Origin of the sequence: Streptomyces sp. F001 (assembly GCF_004187715.1) — a bacterium.
Lineage (GTDB): Bacteria > Actinomycetota > Actinomycetes > Streptomycetales > Streptomycetaceae > Streptomyces > Streptomyces flavusporus.
In genome coordinates this window covers 688,876-714,816 of sequence record NZ_QZWF01000002.1, presented here as the reverse complement: position 1 = coordinate 714,816, position 25,941 = coordinate 688,876, and the positions used below count along the sequence as shown (strand labels likewise).

Below are 25,941 nucleotides of genomic sequence, written 5' to 3'. Positions count from 1 at the left end.
GCTGGTGAGGGGTTTCTGCCAGTGCCGGGCGCCCCGTCGGGTAGGCCTCCCGCATTGCTGCGGGAGGCCCCCCTCAGAACCGGACTGGCGAGTTATCCCCGCATCCGGCTCAAGCAGACCGCAAGGGCCGTGCAGCGGCAATCCTGCCGTTCTCCCACCTGTCACCTGCGTGGTGATGTTGGTGGCATTCTGAGTGCACAAGGCGGAGATTTGACCGTGCGTCCGACCCGCCGAGACTTCGGTAGACGAGGTGGTGTTTCTCCAGCCTCTTCCTCGCCGTTGCGAACCATTCAATCCACTCGCGTGGGTTGTCAGGCTGGTATTCCGCGTCGGCGATCAGCGCTTGACGGCACACTGGGCAGATTCCCTTTTGCAGGTAGGCCATTGAAAGGGTTTTCTTGTCCAGTGTCGTCGGTGCCGTCTTGTGCCGCCTCTTGTCCCAGTAGTCGGCCAGGGTGGGGTCATCAACGGATGCCGCTCCCTTGACCATGTCGTGGCGCACGATCTTTGTCCAGGCGAACTTGACCAGGTAGGAGGTGTTCTCGGGGTTGCCGAACACCCATTTGTCGTCCCTGGAGGGGTTGAATCTGCCGAAGTACCTGTCGGCTACCCAGGTCCTCGACTTATTTGGATGCGTGTATCGCGCCCACTTGAAGGTGAGCCGCCACACGTACGTGTCCAGCGAGCTGAAGACCTTGCTGGACACCGCGACGCGGTAGTAGGCCGCCCAGCCCCGGATGATGGGACTCAGCTTGGCTATCAGCGCGGCAGCGTTCGAGCCACGCAGGGCCTTGACCTCTTCCCGTAGCCGCTCCTTGATTCTTTTGATTGCCGTGCGGCTCGGTTTGATGAGCAGTTGACCGTCGTACCGACGTACGTTGAACCCGAGGAAATCGAAACCTTCATTCAGATGGACCGTCTTGGTCTTCTCCGTGTTGAAGGCGAGTCCCCGCGGAGCCAGCCACTCCCCGAGCCGCTGCCTGACCGTGTTCGCTTCTTCTTCCGTGTGGCACAGGGCCACGAAATCATCGGCGTAGCGAATCAGGATCGGTGTGCCAGGTACGGCCACGGGCTCTCGCCCGACACCCTTCTTTTTGTACCGGCACCCTGCGGCTTCCTCCATGCCATGAAGAGCAACATTGAGCAGCAGGGGGCTAATCACACCACCCTGCGGCGTCCCCTCCTCTGTGGGTGCGAAGCGCCCGCGTTCCATCACTCCGGCTTTGAGCCACTTCCGGATCATTTCCCTGGCAGGGAACGTCCCGAGTGACTCCAGCAGGTGTTGATGGCTGATGCGGTCGAACGCGCCTGCAAGGTCGGCGTCCAGGAGCCACACCCTCTTGCCCCGTGAACTGGCGGCGTTGAAGACGGCCTCGCGTGCATCATGGCAACCCCGTCCGGGACGGAAGCCGTAGCTTCTCGGCTCGAATCGGGACTCCCATTCCGACTCAAGCGCGTTCTTGACCCGCGCCTGCATCACGCGATCCCGGATAACTGGGATTCCCAGTGGACGTTGCTTTCCGTTGCTCTTCGGAATGTACACACGTTTTACTGGCATTGCCCCGTATGGTTTCTCCTCTGCGTGGATCGCAGAGGAGAGTTCATATTTCTGGGCCGGGGTCAGACTCTTGACCCCGTCAACACCGGCAGTGTTGCGGCCAGAACTCACTTGAGCCACCCGCTTCACGCTTGCCAGCGTGTTGGAATAGCTGCGTAACATGAGCTTCTGTAGATTGCGGACCTGCTTGAGGTCCCCTTGCTGCGCGGCCTTGAAGATCCTCTGCCTCAGTCGCCGTACATTCTCCTCGGCCTGTGCCCAGTCGATGCTGCGCCAGGCTTTGGAGCCGTCCTCAGGTCCGTTCGCAGGAAGCGCCACAACTTCCGTAACGTCCGCCATGACCCTCCCTTCGTCTAACTTGTCCTTCGGTTCCGGGTTCCTTGCTTCGTTCTTCAAAGGTCCACCAGGCTCACGTCTGCTCCCTTTCGGGCCGGGCACCAGTCCCGTATCCGGCGAGTTATAGGAATCACTTTCCCTTTCCTCTGAGCTTTCGCCCTACCGGCCTTCGCTTCTTGAGCCTTCCTGTTCCCGCTGAGGAGTTCTGCCCTTCTTACGTCCGGCTTACCGGCCTCTCGGCCGGACCTCAACGGGGTTTCCACGTTCCACACCGCGAAGATGCGAGTGGTGCGGGTGCCTCCTGCAGCCCGGGGAAGAGGGTGGTGTCTTGAGTCGCAGCAAAATTCCTACGACTCCACCCGCCGCTTCAGCGCGGCCCTTCCCATACCGTCTTTTTACATGCCATCGACGGGCTACACTGACGAGCCATCATCGGAGGTTCACTTGCGTTCACCCTGCCACTCTTCCCCCACTGCCCCGGATTTCCCCGATGGCCGAGGCTATCCTTAGGCTTTCCGTTCACTCAGCTTCGCACCCCGTCATTACTGTCGACGCACGTGAGTGCAGGGGACTGGCCTATGACACAAGCCAGAGAATAGCGCTGGTTATATAGCTTCCATTGCTACTCCACTTCTTACGGTGCGACTTCGTGTCGCACACTTCGAGGTGTAGGCCGGGTCGACGGCGACGACAGTGATGCCGAGTCCGGCCGCCATGCTGACGAGCCGGGCCCGCAGCCTGGAGGTAGGTAGGCCGGAGATGAGCTTGCGGAAGCGTTTTCGGCGGCCGTGCTTCTCGCGGGTCTTCTCCGCGGTGAAGTCGAGGTCTTCGATCGCGACCGCGAGGCCGTGGCGCTTGGCCCAGTGCAGCAGGCGGATGAGGGCGTGCCGTACCTGGGCGTCGCGGTGCTGGGCGGTGCCGGACAGGTCGTAGAAGAAGCGTCGGGGATTACCGACGGGGTTGCCGTGTTCGTCGAGGCGCCAGGCGGCCAGGTGGTCGGCGCTGGTGTCCACGCCGGCCAGGCCGCCGCGCGGGCCGCCGCCAGGGGGACGGTCCGGACCGGAGGGATCGTCCAGGACGCGGTCAGGTACCAGCGCCCGCGGCCTACGTCTTCGTGGATGCGGTAGGCCACGGCACGGTTGGCTGCCACGCGGTCGGCCCACCGCTCACCCCGGTGCGCGAACGACACCTTCGCCGCCAGCACGTACCGACCGTGCGCAGCGTTCGCCAGGTGCGCCAGCGGCGCGGGGAGCTTGATCGAGACCTCGCCGTCGGGGTGGCGCGGATGGTCTCGTTGCCGAACCGCTTCCCGGACTCGCCGTCCGCGGCAAGGAACCGGCGCCCGGCCTCCCACCGCGTGCGCCACTCGGCCTCGGTGAGCCGGGCGGCATCCAGGTGGTGGCGGGTGTTCAGCAGCCGCGTCCCGCCACGCACCACGCGCACGGCGCCGGCCTCACGGTCCGCCCGCGCCGCCCGGTGCCGGTCTTCGAGCAGGTGCAGGCGGCGGGACTTGACGAACCACTCCTGCCTGCTGCGGTAGCCGCCCGGCACCTGCTTGGCGCCCTTCGCGCCCACGGGCAGGGAACGGCCTCGGCACGTCGCTGATGCCGGAGCGGCCAGGGCCTGACCTCCTCGGCAGATCCGACGGTTGGGCCGCGCCGAGCGGCTGATGCACCGCACAACCGGTGACTGATGCTGCTCTGCCCGAGCACCGCGGCCTGCCCCTACCAGGGTCGCCGGCCCCACTGGCCGTCCAGCACGACCTGGCAGCAGCATTTACACATGCACGATATGAAGACCAATGAACGGGCCAGTCAGGTTCCGGACATCACCAAGACAAGCAAGGCGCGATACCTGAGCGCAGCTGCCGCAGTAGCTGTGGCCCTCGCCTGCGGTGCAGCGCTCTCGCCGTCGGCGTCGGCCGCGGCGCCGGCCGAGAAGCACCGTGTGGAGATCTTCGAGCTGGTCGGCAAGCAGACCTCGGCCGGAGAAGTCGACCTGGGCAAGCCTGGAGTCAGCGTGGGTGATCAGCGGATTGTGCACGAGGATCTCTACCGTGACGGCAAGAAGGTGGGTGATCACAGCGCGGTCTGCACCTACACCCAGGTCAGTCCGGCCGCCCTCCAGTGCCTGGGCACCTTCGCACTCCCCGAGGGACAGTTCGCCGCGCAGTCACTGCTGCACCTGCCCGCTCCACCCTCCGTCGACGTCAGCATCACCGGCGGATCCGGCGACTACCGCACCGCTCAGGGCTTTGTCCGCACCGTCCCCGCGGGCGAGACCGAACGGCACTTCACCGTCCACCTGCAGCACTGACGAGTCCCCTGACAGAGCGCGCCGGCGGATGGACCAGTCGGCACGGTCCTGACCGAAGCCCCGGCTGCATCACGCAAGACACGCCAGGCCGACCGCCCGGCTTCGGCAACCCCCCGGAGATCATCTGCCGGGACAGAGCGAGCGCCTGCACGGAAGCGGTGCGCACCGCCGCCCCGGAAGCGGTCCAGGTTGCGCTGCCCCGTCCCGCCCGAGGGCGAGGAGCATGAGGAAGCGATGGAGCCGTCAGCCGGCCTCCCGCCGGGTTTCCGGGAGGGCCCCGACCTCGTCGACCTCGTCACCGGCCGGGAGGTCCGCCTCGCCTGTGGCGACTTCCGTTTCCTGGGTGGGGGCCTGCAGTTTGGTGCGTGCCCCGTCGAGGAAGTACGCGTATTTCTCCCGGATCTCGCCGCTCGGCTCCCGTCCGGACTCCCAGCCGCCGACCGTGGAGAAACTCACGCCGAGGGCCTGCGCCACCTGTGTGCGCGGCAGGTTCCATCCCTCGCGGAGCGCGCGCCGTTCCTCGACGGGCGACAGCGGGACCTCTTGCCTGGCCCACAGGGCGTCGATCGCGTCGAACTCTGTCATCGTGCGGTCTCCTACTGCTCCACCTGGCTGGCAGCGGGCACTCGCCGGCCGAGCGTGCGACGGCGGGCGTCGAGCAGGGCTTCAGCGGCCCGGGCCGGCCCGGCCATCAGATCCAGCACGTCGATCTCGAAGTACGCGGCCACCGCGTCGCAGTCGCCCAAGCTCCACGGGGCGTCTCCAGCTTGACGGCGACTCACCTGCGCCTGGCTCACTCCCAAAGCCGCTGCGAGGTCGGTCTGCGACTCGTCCGTAGCATGCAGGAGTGCCGCCACCGCCGATCGGACACACTCGGCCAAGGTCATCCGCATGCTGCAGCATCTACCGCGTCAGTCACATTGATTATGCGAGATGCGTATAGCTTGAACCAAGGGTGCGCGCCGCCACTTCGACGCCGCCTCGGCGTGTGGGCTCCTACGGACAACCGTCACGAGCGAGCTGAACGCCGGCACGGACTGCCACTCCTGATGTTGTGCACGCTCGCAGGCAGGGCTCTCCGCCGGTGACGGGATCGAAGTCGAAGAGGTCGTCCCGCTTCTCCAACTGCACGGCCACGTCCGGGAGTTGAAGGATTCTCGCATGGCTGGGACTCCAAGAACACCCACATGAACAAGGCTCACCGATGTGAACAGCACTCGGGATTGGACCAGACCAAACTCTTGACAGGGGGTTTCCGTCACTTCTTAAATCACGTAGTGAACTAAGAGGTCGTCTCATTTGGAATGTTCGATAGTCTGTCGTCGTGGGGATCGTTGAGCGTCTGGTGCCGGATGAGTTGTGGGGGTTGTTCGAGCGGGTGGTGCCGCCTGCTCCGTCGCGGCCGCAGGGCGGTGGCCGCCGTCGGTATGGGGACCGCGAGGTGTTGGCAGCGATCATCTTCGTGGCCACGTCAGGCTGCACATGGCGGCAGTTGCCCCCGTCGTTCGGGCCATCGGGTCCGACGGCCCATCGGCGGTTCACCGAATGGAGCAAGGCGCGGGTGTGGGCCAAGCTCCACCGCCTGGTCCTGGACGAACTCGGCTCTCGCGGCGAGCTGGACTGGTCCCGGTGCGCGATTGACTCGGTGAACATGCGGGCCTTGAAAGGGGGGACCTGACAGGTCCGAATCCTGTCGATCGGGGCAAGAAGGGCTCGAAGATCCACTTGATCACGGAGCGGACCGGTCTGCCCCTCTCGATCGGCATCTCCGGCGCGAACCTCCACGACAGCCAGGCCCTCGAACCACTGGTCCGGGGCATCCCTCCGATCCGCTCCCGCCGCGGACCCCGCCGACGCCGCCCCGCCAAGCTGCACGCGGACAAGGGCTACGACTACGACCACCTGCGGCGATGGCTCCGCAAGCGAGGCATCCATCACCGCATCGCCCGCAAGGGCATCGAGTCCTCCACACGTCTGGGCCGCCACCGCTGGACCATCGAACGCACCATGGCCTGGCTCGCCGGCTGCCGCCGCCTCCACCGCCGCTACGAGCGCAAAGCCGAGCACTTCCTCGCCTTCACCAGCATCGCCTGCACCCTCATCTGCTACCGCAGGCTCGCCAAATGAGATGACGTCTAAGTGGTCTGCGTCGTAAGTCCTTCGGGGGTTGATCATGTTGCCGGGGCGGCGGAGGATTCTTCTGGGTGATCGGCGGTGTGCCGGTCGAGCCTGGCCAGGAGATCGTCCAGGTCGGAGGTGGTGAATCTCCACTGGAACGGCTGTGCCGTGGCGTTGTAGCGGTCTTCGAAGGCTCGGAGCCGGTCCGCGACCTCGTTGAGGTCGGTGAAGTCGTTGGGTGTCACGACCTTGCGCTGCACAACGGAGAAGTAGATCTCCACCTGGTTTAACCAGGAGGCGTGGACCGGGGTGTGGACGAGGACCGTGTTCGGGTAGGCGGCGGTCAGCCGGTCGGCGGCCTTCTTGCCGCGGTGGGAGGAGCCGTTGTCCACGACCCAGAACACACGTTTCGCGCTGGCGTAGGGCTCTTGGGTCATGACCTGGTCGACCAGGGCCATGAACGGGGCGATGCCGGTTCTCGGCTCGCAGCGGCCGAAAGTCTTCGCGTGGTGGACGTCGTAGGCGGCCAGGTAGGCCAGGGCGCCACCGCGGCCGTAGGTGTGGTTCACCCGCATCGCCCTGGCCTGCCCGGGGGCCAGGGCGGGGTGGCAGCGGCAGCGGGCCTGGATGGAGGTCTTCTCATCCGCGCTGATCACGTACTCGTCCGCGCAAAGCGCTTCGCCGTTCCAGATGCGGGCATAGAGGTCGAGCACGCGCTCGGCCCTGGACCGGAAGGCAGGGTCGGTGATGAAGATCCAGGACTGGTACTGCCAGGGCTTGAGCGCGTCCTGCTTGAGCCAGCGCCGCACGGTGGAGGCGGAGATCGCGCCGGCGATGGCGCGGCCGACGACCTCGCGGGCCAGCTCCGGGGCCGACCAGCGCGAGAGCGGTGTGCCGCTCTCGGCGGGCAGTTGGCAGGCCAGGGCCTTGACCTGGGCGGTCTGCAGCGGTGTGAAGGAGGCGGGACGCCCGGAGCGCTTGCGGTCGGACAGGGCGGGCAGCCGGTGCTCGGCGAATCGGCCGCGCCAGGTGCGGACGGTGTCCAGGTGCAGCCCCATCTCGCGGGCGATGCGGGCGTTGGGGCGGCCCCGGGCCGCGTGCAGGACGACCTGGGCGCGCTGACGGAGCCGGTGCTCGGTCTTGTGGCCGTAGGCCATCGTCTTGAGCCGCTTGCGCTCGGAGGCGGTCAGGGTTATCGGGCGGGCAGGGGCAACGGGCAAGGCGGGCAAGCCGATCACGAGAAGTGGATCACGACAGGCCGTATCCTGCCCGCCCCCGATCGCCGACCCTCCGGCAGGATGTCCGCTGTGCCAACGCCCTCGGAACATGCCCGGCTCCAACTCGAGCTGTATCTGAACATGCGCGCCAAGGCCGCTTGGCCGCAGCTGGCCGGCCTGCGCGTCCGCCATCGGGGCCAGTACGCCTACGTGGACGGCGAACTGGCCTACGGCCAGAGCGTCAAGCTGATGCGCCTGCGCTACCACGGCACCGCCAGCCGTTGGGGCTTCGCCCTGCACGACCCGGCCAGCGACCGCTACCAGGACGCCCTCCTGCCCACCGGCAGTGGCAGCGGCACCCCGGAGGACGCCCTCGACACCGCCTGCCACCTCCACCTCACCGCCTTCGACAGCTGACAGCTGACAGCTGACAGCTGACAGCGCACACACCCACGACCGGCTCCGAAGTCAACCCCCGAAGGACTTACGACGCAGACCACTAAGCGCTCGATCCCCACCCCGGCAGATGTAGTACCGCTCACGTTTCCGCAGGTCCTTCACGCGCGACCTGTCATATACATGCCATTCCGCATTCTCTTAGGGCAGCACCGCCCGCGCCAGCCCGGCCGCAGCCATCGACCTGCGGTGCCGCCCGCCGAAATGGACGGTGACCCGATGACCACGAGGCTTCTACGCCAATCCGCGGTACGCAGTGCACTGGGCACAGCGGCTGCCACCGGGCAGATCACCGGTGTCGGCGGCAGGTGGGGGGACGTCGCGGGTACCGCCACGGCCATACAGCTGTACGACCACAACGGCACCGCCGCCCAGCAGTGGACCGTCACCGCCGCCAGCGACATCGTCAACCTGCAGGCCGACGGCGCCTGGACGCGACAGTGACCGTCGACGACTTCCGCACCGTTCTCGGCTACGCCCAACAGCGCCACCCGGCGCGGCTGACCTTCCGGTCGGTCAACCGCGACCGGCCGTGCACCGGCGGCGGGGCCGACACCTGCTCGGCAGTCTCCCATCAGCCATGGGACTTCACGCGGGTCTTCGCCCAGTACAACGGCTGACGCCCCCTCTTTCGGCCTCTCCTTCCTACCCCCCCCCCACACATGCCGCTTCGTCGGCCCAGGAGACGACATGCTCAGACCCGCGCGCCCCCTCATCGGCGGCCGGCACGGCTCAGCCGCGCCCCATGACCACGGCCGGTGGACCGCTGTCCTCGTGGCCGTCACCACGGCCGTCTCGATCCTCACCACCGCACAGCCCACCCAGGCAACCACCCCTACGGCGGCAACATCGCCGGACTCCGCCACAGCAGCCCTGCCCACGGGCTGGTCCACAGTCGTGAACAGCGGCAGCGGAAAGTGCCTGGACGCCCGAGCGGCCGGCACCGTGAACGGCACGGCGGTGCAGCAGTACACCTGCAACAACAGCACCGCACAGCAGTGGAGCTTCACACCGACCAGCGACGGCTTCGTGCGGATCGACAACCGCAATGACGCCCAGCAGGTGGTGGATGTGAGCAACGTGTCCACGGCTGACAACGCGGCCGTGCACCTGTGGACGTACGGCGGCGGCAACAACCAGCAGTGGCAGCCCGTCGACGAGGGCGGCGGCGCCTACCACTTCGTCAACCGGCACAGCGGCAAGTGCCTCGACGTCCCGTCCGCCTCGACGGCCGACAGCGTCCAGCTGGTGCAGTACACCTGCAACGGAACGGCCGCCCAGCGCTTCCACGTCGCGCCCGTGAGCACCGCGCCCGGGGACGTCGACCTCGGCCCCAACGTGGTCGTCTTCGACCCGTCGATGCCGTCCTCGACGATCCAGAGCCGACTGAACTCCATCTTCCAGCAGCAGGAGACGAACCAGTTCGGCTCCCAGCGCTACGCCGTGATGTTCAAGCCCGGCACGTACAGCAACGACGTCAACGTCGGCTTCTACACGCAGGTCCTGGGCCTGGGCCAGTCACCCGACTCCGTCACCATCAACGGCGCCGTGCACGTGGAGGCAGACTGGTTCCCGCCGCAGAACGCCACCCACAACTTCTGGCGCGGCGCCGAGAACCTGTCGGTGAACCCCACGGGCGGCACCGACCGGTGGGCGGTCTCCCAGGCCTCCGGGTACCGGCGCATGCATGTCCGCGGCAACCTGGAACTCAGTGACGGCGGCTGGTCCAGCGGCGGGTTCATGGCCGACAGCAAGATCGACGGCCAGGTCCGCTCCGGCACCCAGCAGCAGTGGCTGACCCGCAATTCCCAGCTCGGCAGCTGGACCGGTTCCAACTGGAACATGGTCTTCGTGGGCAGCCAGGGCGTGCCCGGCACCAGCTTCCCCAACCCGCCCTACACCACGGTGAACCAGACCCCCACCGTGCGGGAAAAGCCGTTCCTCTACATGGACGACGCGGGCGCCTACAAGGTATTCGTCCCTTCCCTGCGGACCAACTCCTCGGCCACCACCTGGGCGAACGGAACCGCCGCAGGCACCTCGCTCGGCATGGACCAGTTCTTCGTCGTCAAACCGGGCGCGAGCGCCGCACAGATCAACGCCGCTCTCGCCGAAGGCAAGAACCTGCTGGTCACCCCCGGCGTCTACCATCTCGACCAGACCCTGCAGGTCACCCGTCCCGACACCGTCGTCCTCGGACTCGGCCTCGCCACATTCATCCCGGACAACGGCATCACCGCCATGACGGTCGCCGACGTCGACGGGGTGAAGATCGCGGGCATCCTCTTCGACGCAGGCACCACCAACTCACCCACGCTCATGGAGGTCGGCCCGGCCGGCGCCGCCGCCGGCCACGCGGCGAACCCCACCTCCCTGCACGACGTCTACTTCCGGGTCGGCGGAGCCGCCGTGGGCAAGGCGACCACCAGCCTCGTCGTCAACAGCGACCACGTCATCGGCGACCACCTGTGGATCTGGCGCGGCGACCACGGCAGCGGCATCGGCTGGAACACCAACACCGCCGACACCGGACTCGTCGTCAACGGCGACAACGTCACCATGTACGGCCTGTTCGTCGAGCACTACCAGAAACACCAGACCATCTGGAACGGCAACGGCGGACGCACGTACTTCTACCAGAACGAAATGCCCTACGACCCGCCGAACCAGGCCGCCTGGATGAACGGCTCCACGCAGGGCTACGCCGCCTACAAGGTCGCCAACTCCGTCACCAGCCACCAGGCCTACGGACTCGGCAGCTACTGCTACTTCAACGTCAACCCGTCCGTCACCGCCGAGCACGCCTTCGAAGTGCCCAACAACCCGAACGTGCGCTTCCAGAACATGGTGACCGTCTCACTCGGCGGCACCGGGACCATCCAGCACGTCATCAACGACCGAGGCGGCCCGTCCAACTCCTCCACCAACGTGGCCAACCTGGTGAACTACCCCTGAGGCGGCTCACAACACGGCTGCTGATGCTGCTGGCGCTGGTGCTGGGGCCGACCGCCCCGGCCCACGCCGGGCCCCCTTCCGCCGCGCCCCAGGGCTCCCTTCAAGGTCATCACCTTCTACAACGGCGCCTGGGACGCCGCGCACATCGACTCCGTCAAGGAAGCCAACGAGTGGTTCCCGCGGACCGCCGCAGCGAACAACTTCACCTGCACAGCGACAACCGACTGGGACCTGCTCGCAAACGGCGAGGTCAACAACTACCAGGTCGTCCTGTTCCTGGACGACGCACCGCACACCACGGCCCAACGCGCCGGCTTCGAACGCTCCATGCGGGCGCTTCGATGCGGTCCCTGGAGCGCAAGTACGGCGTGACCCACCGGACCGTCCGCAAGGCGGCGAACTCCGATCCTGCGCGGCGACGGCTGATGCCGTCACTTGCCGGTGTGCCCGGTCGCCGATGCCCGTAGGTTCTCGATGGCGTTGTCCAGCGCCGCCTCGAGGTGACTCGTGTCGCCCGTGGACATCATGATCGCCACGCCTCCCTGGATTCCGGCCAGCAACGCCGCGGCCGCCCGGTCCACGTCGAAGGCCGGCGACACCAGGCCGCCCGCCTGAAGGGCACGCATACCGCGGGCGAGTTGCTCCTGCCACTGGCGCATCAGCTCCGTCACGATGGCCCGTGAGCCGGGGCGGGACCGTCCGACCTGCAGGAACAGGGACCCCAGGGGGCATTCATCCCCCTGTCGTTCATAGCGTTCCACCACGGCGTCCCGCCACCGGTACCAGGACTCCCACGAGTCGAGACTCCCCAGGTGCGGCTGCTGATCCGCCAGGACACGATCCGCCTCGAACTGGGCCACCGCCAGCAGCAGTTCGTCCTTGCCGTCGGGGAAGTAGTGGAAGAGCTGACTCTTGCTCGTGCCGGTACGGCCACGGATGTCGTCGAGCGTCGTGAAGACGACGCCTTGCTCTCGCAGCACCTCGGCCGCGCCCTCGACGATGCGGGCCCGAGTGGCCCGGCCCTTGGCGGTCGGCGCGTCCGGCATCATGCCCCCTACCTCAGTGGACTGGCGAGTCCACTTTACATACCGGGACCCGGCCGAGTCGCTCATTCTGGACTTGCCGGTCCATTTTTGGCGACGCACAGTGGATCGCGCGGCTCGGGCACCGGGCCGCCGTCCGAAGCCGGTCGGATGCCCCGACCGCGCAGTGCCAGACAAGGGATCACCCATGAGTGAAAGACTGCGGAACAAATCGGCCCTGGTCACGGGGTCGACCAGCAATATCGGGCAGGCGATCGCCGAGGCATTCGCCGCCGAGGGGGCGCACGTCATCGTGTCCGGGCGCAACCGGGAACGAGGCGCGAAGGTGGTCGAGGGCATCCGGGCATCCGGTGGGCGGGCCGACTTCCTGGTGGCGGACCTCGACGGCAGCGTGCAAGCCTCCCAGGACCTCGCCGAACGGGCCCGCGAGACCTTGAGCGGACGGATCGACATCCTGGTGAACAACGCCGGCATCTACCCGGCCGCCGCGACCACCACGACCGACGAGAAGACGTTCGACCAGGTCTACGCGGTGAACGTGAAGGCACCCTTCTTCCTGACCGCTGCCGTCGTTCCCGTCATGACCGAGGCCGGTGGCGGGGTGATCATCAACCTCGGCTCCTGGATCGCCCGCCTCGGCGTCCCGGTCGGCGCGCTCTACAGCTCCACCAAGGGAGCCATGGAGACGCTCACCCGGGCATGGGCCGCCGAGTTCGGGCCCATGGGCGTGCGAGTGAACGCCATCTCGCCGGGTGTGATCCTGCCCCCGGCGCCGGAGGGAAGCGAACCCCATCCGGGCCAGGTCATGATGAACGGGACCCCGGCCGGCGGCGTCGGCACCCCGGACGCCGTCGCACACGCGGCCGTCTGGCTGGCCAGTGACGAGTCCGCCTTCGTACACGGAACCGTGGTGGACGTCGACGGCGGCCGCACGGGCGCCGCGGTCATCGCCGCGTAGCGCTCACCGCTGCTGCCGGGCAGCACTGGGCGGCGGGCGGGCCGAAGGAGCCGGTGGCCGCGTTCGGGCCCTCCCCCGGTACCCGTCGCCGCCCGGATGCCGCACCGAAGGAGGGGATCGACAACGGCGGCTTGAACGATAAAATCGACCGACTTGGGGGCACGGGGGTCCGAGGACGCGGCCGACCGTCCGCCCCCGTGTACGGTTCATGGTTCGGCCGAGACCATCCAGGGAGTGAGCGTGGCACTCGACTCCGGGCGCGGGCGCCCTGCCGCAGGAGGCTCCGCCACGATCTCGGACGTCGCTCAGGCGGCCGGGGTCTCCCGCCAGACGGTGTCCAACGTGCTCAACGCACCCCACCGCGTACGCCCTGTGACCCGCGAGCGGGTGGAGCAGGTCATCGCCGAGCTCGGCTACCACCCGAACCGGGTGGCCCGCTCGCTGCGGGCCAGCTCGCCCGGGATGGTCGGGTACCGGATCCAGTCGGTGTCCACCGAGTCCGTGGCTGCCATCAACGACCGCTTCCTGCACGCGCTCGTCGAGGCGGGTCAGGCCGGGAACCACCATGTGCTGCTGTTCACGGCAGCCGACACGGACGCGGAGAGCGACCACTGCACCGCGTTGTGGCGCACCGGTGCCGTGAGCGGTGTGGTGCTCTACGACATCGAGCCGCACGATCAGCGGCCGGAGCGGCTGATCGCCGCCGGCGTTCCCTTCGCCGCCTTCGGACGCACCGCTGCCGGCACCGACCGCTACAGCTGGGTCGACATCGACAACGCGGCCGGAACGGAGGCCGCCGTCGACCATTTGGTGGCGGCGGGCCACCGGCGGATCGGGTTCCTCGGCTGGCCGGAGGGGACGAGCGTCGGCGACGCCAGGGCGCGCGGCTGGCTCGCGGCCATGGACCGGCACGGCCTGCTGGCGCAGAGCCACCGGCTGGACGTACGCGGGCCGGACGCGATGTCGACGGGGACATGTCTCATGGCCGAGCTGCTGGACCGACCGGAGCCGCCGAGTGCGGTCGTCGCGGCGACGGACACGCTGGCGGTGGGCGCGCTCCAGGCCCTGCGTGACCGCGGGCTGCGAGCGGGCGAGGACGTGGCCGTGGTGGGCTTCGACGACACGGCGGCGGCGTCGGCGCTGGGGTTGTCGAGCGTGCGGCAGCCGATCGAGGAGGTGGGTCGCTTGATCATGGCCGAACTTCTCCGTGCTACCAGCGGACCCTCGGATCTGGACCCCCTCCAGCGCCTCCTGGAGCCGGAGTTGGTGCTGCGGGCCAGCGGGTGACCACGGGGATCAGCGGATCCCGCGGTATCTACTGCACGGTATTCACTGCAGATCGTCGATCCAGCGAGTGGACCTCGAAGCCCACGGCAGGCGGCATTTCGACGACGTCTACCGGGCCGGGGCGGGTGGCCGGGTGGGGATCGTGATCTCGCCCCCGCTCGGCACCCGGTACCGGCGCCCGCAGGACCCGACCGGCAACGGGTCACCCTCTCGCAGCCGGACAGCCGTGGCGTCCGGGCGGATGTCGACGTCGAAGCTCCGCCCCCGCCACCGCAGGCCCTGCAGCGTGATGCCGTCCAGCTCCTGGGGCAGGATCGGCGCCAATTCGACCCGGTCCGGCCGCCACCGTAGCCCCGAGTAGCCGTACAGGAACACCTGAAGGAAGCCGCCGTGGCCGGTGAGGAAGGTGAAGGCGCCTCCCGTACGGCCCTCCGCGAACTGGTCGAAGGGGTCTCGGAGGAACGGCTCGACGCTGCGCCGCGTGTGCTCGAACGCCGCCTTCGTGTCGCCGAGGTGGGCATGGACTATCGAGTGGACCGAGTCCGTCATCGACGGCCCGTTGTCGTGCGTGCGTGCGCGGTAGTACGCCAGGTCGGCCCGCGTGACCTCGTCGGGCTGCGGGTTCTCCCACGGGTAGGCCAGCATCACGACGTCGGCCTGCTTGATCAGCTGCCCGGCGTACCCGGCGAACTCCGGGTGGACGCCGAGCCGTTCGTCGAAGAGGACGACGAGTCCGTCGGCGACCTCGGCCCACCGCGGGTCGGCCGGTTCGCCGAGCACCACAGCCGCCTCGGTGGCGAAGCGCAGCGAGGCGCGGGCGGCCACGTTGGTGTAGACGGAGTCGTCGTTCGGCTCGTCGGCGTACTCGTCGGGCGGGATCACGCCGTTGATGTGGTACGAGCCGTCCGTTCCGGCCACCGCGCGGCTCGCCCAGAAGTCCGCCACCCCGCGCAGCACCGGCCACCCCTTCTCGCGCAGCCACCGCTCGTCGCCCGTGGCCAGCCAGAACTGCCAGAAGGCGAGGGCGACATCGGAGCTGACGTGCTGCTCGTAGCGGCCGAAGGGGGCCCACGCGGGCGTGTCCTCGCCGCCGTGCAGGCCGCTCTCCCAGGGGAACCGCGCGCCCTCCTGGCCGCACTCGGCGGCATAGGCGCGGGCCGCGTCCAGCCGGTCGACCCGGTAGTCGAGCGCGCTGCCGGCGATGCGGGGGTGCTGGGCGAGCAGGCTCGGCCAGATCCAGGTCTCGGTGTCCCAGAAGACGTGACCGTTGTAGCCGTCGCTGGAGAGCCCGGCCGGGGACGGCGACCACGGGGAGCCTTCGCGCATGCTGGTGAGCAGGTAGAACTTGGCGGCCCGCACCTGCCGTTGGAGCCGTGCGTCGCCGCGTACGACGATGTCGCCCTCCCATTCGCGCTGCCAGGCGCGGAAGTTGTCCCTCGCAAGCCGCCCGTATCCGGCCCGGGCGGCTTCCTCGGCGGCGGTGCGCGCCAGGGCGAGGGGGTCGTCCGCGTCGTGGCCGGTGGCGATGCCCACGTACTTGGTGAAGGTGTACGAGTGGCCCGCGACCACGTCCACGACCACCCGCCGGTCAACCGACCCGTCGTCCTCGGACTCCGTGTACGGGTGGGCCGCCGGGCCCTGCAGCAGGGACACCAGGGCAGCGGGGATGCCGCTGCCCTCGGCGGCCGTCGTCAGCCAGATCCGCCCCTCTCCGGCCCCGGTCCGGGTGTTCCGCACCCGGGTCGCGGCCCGGCCGTCGAGCGCGTCGGTCACTTCGAGCCGCCCGTCCCAGTGTGGCCGCACGGTCACGGCCACCGCGGCGACGTGCGGCCTGGAGCGGTCGGTGAGCACCTCGTAGCGCACGTCGGTGACCCGCCCGGCCGGGGAGGTCCAGCGGGCCTCGGTGCTGATGACGCCGGTCCGCAGGTCGAGGGTCTGCCGGTAGCGCGCGATGCCGCGGGCGGCCGCGGCCGGGGCGGGGCTGCCGACCGCGGCCCAGTCCCCCTCTACCCACTGCTCCCCGCCCACCGGGTGCTCGCTGCTTCGCTCCCAAGCCGGCGGGAGGAAGGCGTCGTTGAACGTTCCGCTGTCGTCGCCGACATCGAGCGTCGACCATGCGGGCAGTCCGGCCTTGCGCGACCACTGCCCCGCGTGCCCGGTGTAGAGGCCGACCACGTGGAACTGGGTACGGACCGGGGCCTCGGCGAATCCGTTCCCGGCGGCCGGGACGCGGGCGGCCAGGTAGCCGTTGCCGGTGAAGGTGGGGTGGTAGCCGGTGAGTGCGGCGAGGTGGTGGTCCCCCCGGCGGGAAGCCGGGGAAGGGTCGTCGGTGGTCAGCACCCATGCGTCGGGGGAGGCTGCCCTGCTCGGGTCCGTCACTTAGAGGTCGTCTCATTTGGAATGTTCGATAGTCTGTCGTCGTGGGGATCGTTGAGCGTCTGGTGCCGGATGAGTTGTGGGGGTTGTTCGAGCGGGTGGTGCCGCCTGCTCCGTCGCGGCCGCAGGGCGGTGGCCGCCGTCGGTATGGGGACCGCGAGGTGTTGGCAGCGATCATCTTCGTGGCCACGTCAGGCTGCACATGGCGGCAGTTGCCCCCGTCGTTCGGGCCATCGGGTCCGACGGCCCATCGGCGGTTCACCGAATGGAGCAAGGCGCGGGTGTGGGCCAAGCTCCACCGCCTGGTCCTGGACGAACTCGGCTCTCGCGGCGAGCTGGACTGGTCCCGGTGCGCGATTGACTCGGTGAACATGCGGGCCTTGAAAGGGGGGACCTGACAGGTCCGAATCCTGTCGATCGGGGCAAGAAGGGCTCGAAGATCCACTTGATCACGGAGCGGACCGGTCTGCCCCTCTCGATCGGCATCTCCGGCGCGAACCTCCACGACAGCCAGGCCCTCGAACCACTGGTCCGGGCATCCCGATCCGCTCCCGCCGCGGACCCCGCCGACGCCGCCCCGCCAAGCTGCACGCGGACAAGGGCTACGACTACGACCACCTGCGGCGATGGCTCCGCAAGCGAGGCATCCATCACCGCATCGCCCGCAAGGGCATCGAGTCCTCCACACGTCTGGGCCGCCACCGCTGGACCATCGAACGCACCATGGCCTGGCTCGCCGGCTGCCGCCGCCTCCACCGCCGCTACGAGCGCAAAGCCGAGCACTTCCTCGCCTTCACCAGCATCGCCTGCACCCTCATCTGCTACCGCAGGCTCGCCAAATGAGATGACGTCTTACTTCAGGCCTCCCGCGGTGAGTCCGTCGACGATCCGGCGCTGGAAGAACAGCACCGCCACGACCAGCGGGAGCGTCACGACGACACCGGCCGCCATCTGCGTACCGAACGGCTGGTCGTACTTGTACTGGCCGGTGAAGAGGGAGACGATCACGTTCGCTGTCATCATCTGCCGGTCGTTCACGACGCTGACGGCAATGAGGAATTCGTTCCAGGCGCAGATGAAGACCAGGATCGCCGTGGTGAAGATGCCGGGCGCGGCGAGCGGGAGCACGACCTTGCGGAACGCCTGCGCGGGGGTGCAGCCGTCGACCTGCGCGGCCTTCTCCAGCTCGGCCGGCATCTGGCGGAAGAACGCGGTGAGATTCCACACGGCCAGCGGCAGAGCGAAGCTCATGCTGGGCACGATCATCGCCTGATAGGTGTTGATCCAGCCCGCGTCCGTGAAGAGCCGGAGCAGCGGCACGACCAGAGTGATCGGCGGGAACATGGACGCGGCGATGATCAGGGTAAGGATCAGGGTCTTGCCGCGGAAGTGGAGCCGCGCAAGCGCGTAGCCGACGAAGATCGCGACGACAAGGGTGAGAGCGGTGGTGGCCCCGGCGACGACGAGACTGTTGAGCAGCGCGCGGCCGAAGCCGTTGCGCGCGTCGAAGGCCGCCGCGTAGTTGTCGAACGAGACCGGCGCCGGGAGCGGGGAGTTGGAGAACTGGTCGGCGGGCCTGCGCAGGCTGGAGACCACCATCCAGTAGAAGGGTACGAGGCAGTAGACGACGATGGCGGCGATGCCGATCCGGCGGGCCAGGGAACCGGTGCGGAATCGGCCGATGGTCGTGATCGTGGTCGGGGTCGTGCTCATTGCGAACTCCTCGTGCCCCGGCCGATCAGGTCGGCGCCGAACAGCTTGACGAACGCGAAGGCGACCGCCGCGATGTAGAGGAACAGCACGGTGGCGTAGGCGGCCGCGGTGCCGAACCGCAGATTGCTCATCTCCTCGAAGGCGACCATCGACAGCGTCTCGACCGAGTGCTTGCGCGGGCCGACGAGCACGTACACCAGGTCGAACATACGCAGGACGTCCAGGAGCCGGAACAGCACCGCAACCACCAACGCCGGGCGGACCAGCGGCAGCGTGATCCGCCAGAAGGCACGCCACGGCGAGGCCCCGTCCACCCTGGCCGCCTCGTACAGCTCGCCCGGGATGATCTGGAGCCCGGCGAGGACCAGGAGCCCGATGAACGGCGCGGTCTTCCACGTGTCGGCGATCACCACGGAGAGCCAGGCCTGGAAACCCTCGCTGCTCCACAGCACCTTGGCCCCCAGCAGCTCGTTGGCGACGCCCTGGCTGTTGAAGATCCACTTCCAGAGCAGGCCCGAGATCGCCGTGGGGATCGCCCAGGGCACCAGGATCGCGGCACGCACCAACGCCCGTCCGCGGAAGGCACGGTGCATCACCAGCGCCATCGCGACGCCGATCAGCACCTCGATGGCGACCGAGACGAGGGCGAAGGAGGTGGTGTTCCACCAGGGCCGCAGGAAGCGCTCCCCGGTGAACACGGCTTCGTAGTTGTCCAGACCGTAGGAGGTGGTGGTCACCTTGAAGCCGGTCTGGGAGTCGATGGATTCGCTGGAGACGACGAACGACAGCCGGAAGGCCGCGAGCACCGGGTAGCCGACGACCAGGCCGAGCACGAGCAGGGTGGGAGAAAGCAGGGCGGCGGCCAGCCTGCCGGTCCCGGCCCTGCGCGAGGTGCGCGGGGGCCGGGACCCGGTGTCGCGGCGGGCCCTTCCCTGGGAGAGGACGGACACCAGGAGACCTCTTCCGCCGGCTTACTTCTTCTCGGCGATCGCCGCGGACAAGTCCCGCTGCATGTCGGCGAGTGCGGCGTCGACCGACTTCGATCCGCTCAGCGCCGCTGCCGCGCCCTCCTGGATGGCGGCGGTGGCGTCGCCGTACTGCACGACCACGGGCCGGGGCACGGCACTGCTCAGGGACGCCTTGAGGGTGGCCAGGTAGGGGAACTGCCGGCGCAGGGCAGGGTCGTCGTACAGGCCGGCGTACGGCGGGGCGGCCGAGGTGACCTTCAGGTTGGTGCGGGCGTTGGCCTCGCTGGAGAAGAACTTGATGAAGTCGAGCGCGGTGGCCTTGTTCTTGGCGAACTTGCTCACCGCCAGGTCGAGTCCGCCGAGGGAGGACTTGCCCGGGCCGTCCAGGCCGGGCAGCGGCGCCACCCCGAACTTTCCGGCGACCTTGCTGGAGCCGTCCTCGGTGTCGGCCAGTGCCCACTGGTACGGCCATTGCCGGTGGAAGAGCAGCTTGCCCGCCTGGAAGGCACGGCGGCCGTCCTCCTCCTGGTAGGTCGAGGACTCCTTGGGGAAGGTGCCGTCCTTGAAGCCGTCGGCGAGGAACTGCAGGCCCTTCTTGGCCTCTTCGGTGTCGACGGTGGCGTTGCCCTCGGCGTCGACGACGGTGCCGCCCGCCGAGGCCACGGCCTCGGAGAAGTTGACGGTCAGGCCCTCGTACTTGTCGAACTGGCCCGCGTAGCAGTCGACACCCCTGCCCTCGGGCAGCTCGGCGACGTCGGCGCAGGCGTCCTTCATCTCGTCCCAGGTGGTGGGCGGCTGCACGCCCGTCTTGTCCAGCAGGTCCTTGCGGTAGAAAAGGAGGCCCGCGTTGGTGTTGAACGGGATGGCGTACTGCTTGCCGAAGTACTCGCCGGTCTTGACGACGGCGGGGAGCATCTTGTCGAGCGGGAACTCCTTGGCGGGCAGTGCGTCGATCCACTGGTTGGCTGCGAACTCGGCGACCCAGATGGGGTCCAGGTTGAGCACGGTGTAGGCGTCCGACTCGGTCTGCGCGTTCTGGATGAACTGCTGCCGCTGTTGGTCCGCGCTCTCGGGCAGCTCGACGAGGGTGACCTTCTCGTCCGGGTGCTCGCTGTTCCAGCGGTCGAGCTGGTCCTGGATGGTGCCGGTCGTGTCCTTGCCGGTGGCGAGGGTGATCGGGCCGCGCCCGGAGAACTCCCCCGGGCTGCCGGCCGACGGCTCGGAGGAGTCCCCGCCGCACCCGGCGAGAGTGGCGGCGAGCAATGCGGCGGACGCCGCGACGGCCCAGGCGGACCGCCGCCTCACCGTCCCCGCCTTGGTGGCGGCCGGGATGCCGGCCTCTCTGCGGCTCATCTGCGACGAACTCACCGTGTTCCTCCTCGCGATCCTGCGCATGCCTCCGAACGGCCCCGCGGCAGGCGCCCCGCCCCCGCGGTCCGCCACCGGGCCGATTTGATCGTTCAACATGCGCCCCGCGAAGCGTCGCGTCAACCCCTGGGAGCCAAGGTGATTGGATCGTTCATATCGCACGACCGGTCCGCATCCGGAAGCTCCCGCCGCGCGGCACGTGTAGGGCACTTCCCTGCCGGAGAGCTACGCCCATCGACGATCGGTGCCGCCCGGGTTGACGCCGGCCGCGGACAGGCACGGTGACCTTGCGGCGGGGGCTGCGGCGCAGTGGGCTGAGCCCGTACTCGTACTCGATGAAGTCGTCCTCGAAGACCTCGTCGTCGGCCCATTTGCGCTCGATCTCAACCCAGTTACCGCTTCGACCGTCAATCCGAAGCGGCGCGGTAATTCTGCCGGTGTTACTGAGACCGCCGCGGAAACGCTCGCCGTCGCCCGTCTTGACCAGTCCGGTGATCTCGCAGTGACCGTTCTTGAACGACTCCGGGACAGGGTCGGCGGGAACGACGGCCACGTTCTCGTAGGCTGCGTGTAGGAATTCGCGATAGCTGCGCCGGACGTTGTACTCGGGATCGGACAGCCACTTGATCAGGGTTTCGGGCCGGACAGTCAGTCCCGCTCGTTCGAGGGCCTCGTAGCCTCGCTGGGTTTTGGTGAGCCGGCTGAGCTGGGCGTGCCAGTGCTTTGCATGGTAGGTGGAAAGGCGTCGCAGGGGCTGAACGCCGTGGTCGCGGAGCAACTGGTTGAGGGCCGCGCCGAGAGAGTTTTCCGTGCCTGTGACCATCAGCTCTGCGGATCAAGCCCAACTCCCCCACCGAACCGAAACAGCTCAACTTCCGCACTGGACACGGCCATCAGCACCGATCCACCTCACATTATGAGCCGTTGCACCTGCAATGCCACCGAGTGGCCGATGCGACACTCCGCCTGGCCGATAAACCTGCGGCGGCGGTCATCGCCCACGTGGCCCAGGATATGCCTCCGATCGGGTGACATGATCGTGTGGGGCATGAGATCGCAGGCCATAGTGGGACAGAAAGTCATTGCAAGTATGCGCTGATCCAGTTGGCTGGACCGGAATCGGGTCAGCACGCAGATCGAGAACAACCAGGAGCCACAGCGTGCCCAAGCATTCCGAGTCCCCACCCAGCACCTCGCCGGTGGATTTCTATGAGAACGAGGTGCCGGTCCAGCGCAGGCGGCCCGGGAACGTGGTGGTGAAGTGGCTGACCACCACCGATCACAAGACCATCGGCACCCTGTACATCAGCACAGCTTTCGGCTTCTTCGCCTTCGGCGGGATCCTGGCGCTGTTCATCCGCGCCGAACTGGCGCGCCCGGGCCTGCAGATCTTGTCGAACGAGCAGTACAACCAGGCGTTCACGATGCACGGCCTGATCATGCTGCTGATGTTCGCGACGCCGCTGTTCGCCGGCTTCACGAACTGGATCATGCCGCTGCAGATCGGCGCCCCGGACGTGGCGTTCCCACGGCTGAACATGTTCGCCTACTGGCTCTACCTCTTCGGCTCGCTGATCGCGGTGGCCGGCTTCCTGACGCCGAACGGCGCCGCGGACTTCGGCTGGTTCATGTACACCCCGCTCTCGGACGCCGAGCACTCGACCAATGTCGGCGCGGACATGGCCATCATGGGCCTGGCGTTCTCCGGCTTCGGCACGATCCTGGGTGCGGTCAACTTCATCACCACGATCATCTGCATGCGCGCCCCGGGCATGACCATGTTCCGCATGTCGATCTTCACCTGGAACGTCCTGCTGACCAGTGTCCTGGTCCTGCTGGCCTTCCCGGTCCTGGCCGCGGCCCTGTTCGCGCTGGAGGCGGACCGCAAGTTCGGCTCGCACGTCTTCGACGCGGCCAACGGCGGCGCGCTGCTGTGGCAGCACCTCTTCTGGTTCTTCGGCCACCCAGAGGTGTACATCATCGCGCTGCCGTTCTTCGGCATCATCAGTGAGATCATCCCGGTCTTCTCCCGCAAGCCGATGTTCGGCTACTCGGGTCTGATCGCGGCGACCATCGCGATCACGGGTCTGTCCGTGACGTGTGGGCCCACCACATGTACGTCACCGGCGGTGTGCTCCTGCCGTTCTTCTCCTTCATGACGTTCCTCATCGCCGTCCCGACCGGCGTGAAGTTCTTCAACTGGATCGGCACGATGTGGAAGGGCTCGCTGTCCTTCGAGACACCGATGCTCTGGGCGACCGGCTTCCTGATCACCTTCACCTTCGGTGGTCTGACCGGTGTCATCCTGGCCTCGCCGCCGCTGGACTTCCACATCTCCGACTCGTACTTCGTCGTGGCCCACTTCCACTACGTCGTCTTCGGCACCGTGGTCTTCGCGATGTTCGCCGGATTCCACTTCTGGTGGCCGAAGTTCACCGGCAAGCTGCTCGACGAGCGCCTCGGCAAGATCACCTTCTGGACGCTGTTCATCGGCTTCCACGGCACGTTCCTGGTCCAGCACTGGCTGGGCGCCGAGGGCATGCCGCGCCGTTACGCGGACTACCTGGCCGCCGACGGCTTCACCGCCCTGAACACGATCTCGACGATCAGCTCGTTCGTGCTCGGCCTGTCGATCCTGCCGTTCTTCTACAACGTGTGGAAGACGGCCAAGTACGGCAAGCCGGTCGGCGTCGACGACCCCTGGGGCTACGGCCGCTCCCTGGAGTGGGCGACGTCCTGCCCGCCGCCGCGGCACAACTTCCTCACCCTGCCGCGGATCCGCAGCGAATCCCCGGCGTTCGACCTGCACCACCCCGACATCGCCCAACTCGAGCACACCGGCGTGGGTGCGCGGAGCGAGAGCGGCCCGGGGAAGGAACTGCGGTGAACTGTCCGCCCCCTGACGATCACGTCCGGGGCGGGCTGCGGCGGCTCGACGGCTACCTCTACTGGCAGGCCCAACTGGCCGAAGCGCGCAGAGAAGCCACGGCTTTCTGCGACAGGCTGCCCTGGCTCACCACCGACGAGCGCCGCGCTCTCGAAGAGGAGTACGCCCGCGCCCACATGGACATGACCAAGGCCGCCATCCGCCGCATCGCCGACCGGTGCATCGAACTGCGCGCCGAATACGAGGCCCGCTACCAGCACCTGCGCCGGCGGACCGTCGCACTCACCCTCGGCGCGACGTCCTGCATCCTCACAGGGTGGGAACTCCTACGTCACTGACCAGCCGGGGCTGTGACCACAACGCTCCAGCGTGATCTTCAACATGTCCGACAGATGCGCTCGAACAGCACCTCCACCGGCTGCGGGCGAGTATGCCGACCGGTAACTGCTTGCCGTTGTCCGGCAGCACCTCGAGGGGACCCCATAGCGGCGCATTGGCGCGGTGAACGCCGAGCACACCGCGCGGGCACCAGGCACCGCGACCACGGAGGCGATCACCACGAGCCGGTGGTGATCGTTGATGCCGGGTGACCGCCTTGCACTCTCGCCCGTGAGCCGGCGGCACTCCGCCAACCAGGTCCAGCTGCCACAGGTGCATGCGACATCTACGTCGAACTACAGAAAGGCCCTCGTACCCCACCGTAATGCGCCCTGACCGAGACCGGTCGCCTGCGGCTGATCCGTCATGTGGTCGAGGACGACTGGACCCTGCATCGGCCTGGCGAACGCTTCAAGGTCTCGCCGACCACGGCCCAGCGCTGGGCCGACCGCTCCAGCCGTTTGCGCACCAGTCCGCGCCGGATGCCCACCCGCACCGAACGCCGCAACGCCCACACCGGCCGACTCGTCGTGCGCTCACTGAGCGCCTACGATCACTGACGCCGTGAATCGATGATCTGGGTGTCAGTCGCACGTCTATGGGGATCTCAGCCGACTGGTCAGTGGATTTGTGACTCGTCCGGTCGCTTGCCGGGTGTGTGAGCGGTCAGCCGATTCTTGGCCACCTGCTGACGCACGGATTCCGCCTCTGCGTACACGAGGGCAAGGTCGGTCGGCTGGGCGACCTGTCGCTCGGCGTCGGTGACAACGATGCGGGCTTGTTCTTCGATCGCCGCGCACCGCTCGGCACCGTCAGCGACCACGGCGGCGCAGTTGTGCAACAGCCGAAGCAGCGCATGGACGACGGTCGGTTCGCGAGCCCCGTAGCGGCGGATGAGCCCGCACATCACGGCGAGGTATTCCGGAAACCGCCGCCCCGGAATGATCACGACGGCGCCGCTGTCGTCTCGAACGACGTGGTTTCCCAGTGGGCGCTGCGCCAGCTCGTAAAAAATCACGGACAGGTGATCGATGGCCTGAACCGCTGTGTACGGATCGTTGACCGCCGGCGACAGCGCCTTACATGCGACGTCGACCAGTTGCCGTATTCCGAACGCGGCGTCCTGTTCCAGGGTGCGCTCGAATCCGACACGGACCCCGGCGTCCATCACTCGCGAGAACCTCTGGGGGTCGGGAGCGGGATCGCTCGGTGAGCCACGCCAGATCCACGCCAGCGTCGTTCCCGCGACGACGTGTTCGCCGACCCGGGGCCGCAGCCGCAGACAGACCTCGTGCTCGGCCGCGGTAGGCAGCAGCAAGTGAGGACACACCACCTGCACGTACCCGGACCGATGGGCGGCGATGGGCACGGCCCACTCCGGTACTCCCATGAGATCCTCGCCGCCGTCGAATACCCCGTCGCGGACCACCTGGACGGTGTTGCGCTCCACCACTCTCATGATCGCGTCGACCTGGATGGAGTGCAGGAGATGGTCGGCGAAGAACACCAGCAGGCCGAGGCTGACGAAGAGCAGGATGATCGCGCCGCTCACCGCGAGGCGGGGAAAGCCGGCGGAGCGGCCCCCTCCCGAGACGCCGACCGTGTAAAGACCAGCCGCGCTGTAGGCGAAGGTCGCCGCGAAGACGCTGAGCACGATCTGGTTGGGCCGATCGCGAAGAAAGTTGCGCAGCAGCCGGGGCGAGAACTGGGTGGACGACAACTGCAGCGCGACCACGGTCAGGCCCAGCAGCAGCGCGATGACCGTGACCATCGTCCCGGCGATCCCGATCAGCAACGTCCGGGCATCGTCTGCGGTCCCCTGGAATGCCAGCGGCGATCCGGAACCGGTCTTGACCAGGGACAGCAGTGACCCAGCAACCAGTGCGCCCAGCACGGACAGCGTGGGAAGCACCCACAGCGACCCGCGAACGTACTCCGCCAGCGCATCACGTCGGATCATGTTCGACTCCCGCACGTCGATGCGTGGCCAACCTGGGCCGACACGGG

Annotated in this window: 18 protein-coding genes and 8 pseudogenes; 13 read left to right on the top strand and 13 right to left on the bottom strand. The window is 67.9% G+C overall.

Annotated features, from left to right (window positions below; translation table 11 throughout):
• Positions 1-109: 109 nt before the first annotated feature.
• Together ltrA and StrepF001_RS10950 are read right to left on the bottom strand one after the other, a co-directional pair.
• Positions 110-1,954 (bottom strand): group II intron reverse transcriptase/maturase, encoded by a 1,845-nt coding sequence (gene ltrA / locus StrepF001_RS10955; RefSeq protein WP_346656917.1) that lies wholly within the window; start codon positions 1,952-1,954, stop codon positions 110-112.
• A 599-nt stretch (positions 1,955-2,553) separates the two neighbouring features.
• Positions 2,554-3,478: pseudogene (locus StrepF001_RS10950) on the bottom strand (IS200/IS605 family accessory protein TnpB-related protein); the annotation flags it as partial.
• Positions 3,479-3,676: 198 nt separating this feature from the next.
• On the opposite strand from StrepF001_RS10950, the gene StrepF001_RS10945 reads away from it, so the two are divergent.
• On the top strand, positions 3,677-4,210 hold the full coding sequence (locus tag StrepF001_RS10945; protein ID WP_129798089.1) for a hypothetical protein: 534 nt from the start codon (positions 3,677-3,679) through the stop codon (positions 4,208-4,210).
• Positions 4,211-4,540: 330 nt separating this feature from the next.
• On the opposite strand, the pseudogene StrepF001_RS10940 reads toward StrepF001_RS10945, so the two are convergent.
• Positions 4,541-4,795, bottom strand: a pseudogene (locus StrepF001_RS10940) (helix-turn-helix domain-containing protein); the annotation flags it as partial.
• Positions 4,796-4,806: 11 nt separating this feature from the next.
• Positions 4,807-5,097 carry a helix-turn-helix transcriptional regulator gene (locus StrepF001_RS10935; RefSeq protein ID WP_346656928.1) on the bottom strand — a complete coding sequence of 97 codons (291 nt, stop codon included), beginning with the start codon at positions 5,095-5,097 and terminating at the stop codon, positions 4,807-4,809.
• 443 nt (positions 5,098-5,540) lie between these two features.
• Between StrepF001_RS10935 and StrepF001_RS10930 the strand changes: the two genes are divergently transcribed.
• A protein-coding gene (locus StrepF001_RS10930) for an IS5 family transposase (protein ID WP_165396255.1) occupies positions 5,541-6,337 on the top strand; the annotation gives its coding sequence in 2 pieces (ribosomal slippage) (positions 5,541-5,874 and positions 5,874-6,337; 798 coding nt in all).
• A gap of 44 nt (positions 6,338-6,381) precedes the next feature.
• Here StrepF001_RS10930 and StrepF001_RS10925 read toward each other — a convergent pair.
• The gene (locus StrepF001_RS10925) at positions 6,382-7,557 is read right to left on the bottom strand and encodes an IS630 family transposase (protein WP_240797372.1); all 1,176 of its coding nucleotides are present in this window, start codon (positions 7,555-7,557) and stop codon (positions 6,382-6,384) included.
• 69 nt (positions 7,558-7,626) lie between these two features.
• On the opposite strand from StrepF001_RS10925, the gene StrepF001_RS10920 reads away from it, so the two are divergent.
• The 5 genes and pseudogenes from StrepF001_RS10920 to StrepF001_RS47455 form a co-directional block, all read left to right on the top strand.
• Positions 7,627-7,962, top strand: coding sequence for a hypothetical protein (locus StrepF001_RS10920; protein ID WP_206306814.1), 336 nt, complete (start codon positions 7,627-7,629; stop codon positions 7,960-7,962).
• A 258-nt stretch (positions 7,963-8,220) separates the two neighbouring features.
• Positions 8,221-8,445 carry a hypothetical protein gene (locus StrepF001_RS10915; RefSeq protein ID WP_165396187.1) on the top strand — a complete coding sequence of 75 codons (225 nt, stop codon included), beginning with the start codon at positions 8,221-8,223 and terminating at the stop codon, positions 8,443-8,445.
• A pseudogene (locus StrepF001_RS10910) lies at positions 8,439-8,621 on the top strand (chitinase); the annotation flags it as partial. The gene StrepF001_RS10915 and the pseudogene StrepF001_RS10910, both read left to right, overlap by 7 nt.
• Positions 8,622-8,691: 70 nt before the next feature.
• Positions 8,692-10,956 (top strand): RICIN domain-containing protein, encoded by a 2,265-nt coding sequence (locus StrepF001_RS10905; protein ID WP_240797371.1) that lies wholly within the window; start codon positions 8,692-8,694, stop codon positions 10,954-10,956.
• 23 nt (positions 10,957-10,979) lie between these two features.
• Positions 10,980-11,289 (top strand): annotated as a pseudogene (locus StrepF001_RS47455) (1,4-beta-xylanase); the annotation flags it as partial.
• Positions 11,290-11,387: 98 nt separating this feature from the next.
• Here StrepF001_RS47455 and StrepF001_RS10895 read toward each other — a convergent pair.
• Positions 11,388-12,002 (bottom strand): TetR/AcrR family transcriptional regulator, encoded by a 615-nt coding sequence (locus StrepF001_RS10895; RefSeq protein WP_129798423.1) that lies wholly within the window; start codon positions 12,000-12,002, stop codon positions 11,388-11,390.
• Between the two features lie 184 nt (positions 12,003-12,186).
• On the opposite strand from StrepF001_RS10895, the gene StrepF001_RS10890 reads away from it, so the two are divergent.
• Both StrepF001_RS10890 and StrepF001_RS10885 read left to right on the top strand, forming a co-directional pair.
• Complete coding sequence (locus StrepF001_RS10890; RefSeq protein ID WP_129798084.1) at positions 12,187-12,957, top strand: SDR family oxidoreductase; 771 nt, start codon at positions 12,187-12,189, stop codon at positions 12,955-12,957.
• Between the two features lie 240 nt (positions 12,958-13,197).
• Positions 13,198-14,244: a LacI family DNA-binding transcriptional regulator gene (locus StrepF001_RS10885; RefSeq protein WP_129798083.1), complete on the top strand. Its 1,047-nt coding sequence runs from the start codon at positions 13,198-13,200 to the stop codon at positions 14,242-14,244.
• A gap of 108 nt (positions 14,245-14,352) precedes the next feature.
• On the opposite strand, the gene StrepF001_RS10880 is transcribed toward StrepF001_RS10885, so the two are convergent.
• Positions 14,353-16,623 (bottom strand): glycosyl hydrolase family 65 protein, encoded by a 2,271-nt coding sequence (locus StrepF001_RS10880; RefSeq protein ID WP_129798082.1) that lies wholly within the window; start codon positions 16,621-16,623, stop codon positions 14,353-14,355.
• 47 nt (positions 16,624-16,670) lie between these two features.
• Here StrepF001_RS10880 and StrepF001_RS10875 point away from each other — a divergent pair.
• Positions 16,671-17,463: pseudogene (locus StrepF001_RS10875) on the top strand (IS5 family transposase).
• Positions 17,464-17,472: 9 nt separating this feature from the next.
• On the opposite strand, the gene StrepF001_RS10870 reads toward StrepF001_RS10875, so the two are convergent.
• The 4 genes from StrepF001_RS10870 to StrepF001_RS10855 all read right to left on the bottom strand — a co-directional run bounded on the left by StrepF001_RS10870 (position 17,473) and on the right by StrepF001_RS10855 (position 21,492).
• Complete coding sequence (locus StrepF001_RS10870; protein WP_129798081.1) at positions 17,473-18,333, bottom strand: carbohydrate ABC transporter permease; 861 nt, start codon at positions 18,331-18,333, stop codon at positions 17,473-17,475.
• Entirely contained in the window at positions 18,330-19,283 is a 954-nt protein-coding gene (locus tag StrepF001_RS10865; RefSeq protein WP_129798080.1) for a sugar ABC transporter permease, read from the bottom strand. Before StrepF001_RS10865 ends, StrepF001_RS10870 begins: the two co-directional genes overlap by 4 nt.
• A 21-nt stretch (positions 19,284-19,304) precedes the next feature.
• The gene (locus StrepF001_RS10860; protein WP_240797370.1) at positions 19,305-20,669 is read right to left on the bottom strand and encodes an ABC transporter substrate-binding protein; all 1,365 of its coding nucleotides are present in this window, start codon (positions 20,667-20,669) and stop codon (positions 19,305-19,307) included.
• Between the two features lie 151 nt (positions 20,670-20,820).
• Positions 20,821-21,492, bottom strand: a complete 672-nt coding sequence (locus StrepF001_RS10855; protein WP_129798079.1) for a hypothetical protein — start codon at positions 21,490-21,492, stop codon at positions 20,821-20,823.
• A 337-nt stretch (positions 21,493-21,829) separates the two neighbouring features.
• Between StrepF001_RS10855 and ctaD the strand changes: the two are divergent.
• Together ctaD and StrepF001_RS10845 are read left to right on the top strand one after the other, a co-directional pair.
• A pseudogene (gene ctaD, locus StrepF001_RS10850) lies at positions 21,830-23,556 on the top strand (cytochrome c oxidase subunit I).
• Positions 23,553-23,894 (top strand): hypothetical protein, encoded by a 342-nt coding sequence (locus tag StrepF001_RS10845; RefSeq protein ID WP_129798078.1) that lies wholly within the window; start codon positions 23,553-23,555, stop codon positions 23,892-23,894. Before ctaD ends, StrepF001_RS10845 begins: the two are co-directional and overlap by 4 nt.
• 47 nt (positions 23,895-23,941) lie before the next feature.
• Here StrepF001_RS10845 and StrepF001_RS10840 read toward each other — a convergent pair.
• Positions 23,942-24,213 (bottom strand): annotated as a pseudogene (locus tag StrepF001_RS10840) (IS481 family transposase); the annotation flags it as partial.
• On the opposite strand from StrepF001_RS10840, the pseudogene StrepF001_RS47450 reads away from it, so the two are divergent.
• Positions 24,208-24,440: pseudogene (locus StrepF001_RS47450) on the top strand (leucine zipper domain-containing protein); the annotation flags it as partial. The pseudogenes StrepF001_RS10840 and StrepF001_RS47450 sit on opposite strands and share 6 nt — an antisense overlap.
• A 113-nt stretch (positions 24,441-24,553) precedes the next feature.
• On the opposite strand, the gene StrepF001_RS10830 reads toward StrepF001_RS47450, so the two are convergent.
• Positions 24,554-25,894: a DUF2254 family protein gene (locus StrepF001_RS10830; protein WP_129798077.1), complete on the bottom strand. Its 1,341-nt coding sequence runs from the start codon at positions 25,892-25,894 to the stop codon at positions 24,554-24,556.
• Positions 25,895-25,941: the final 47 nt, after the last annotated feature.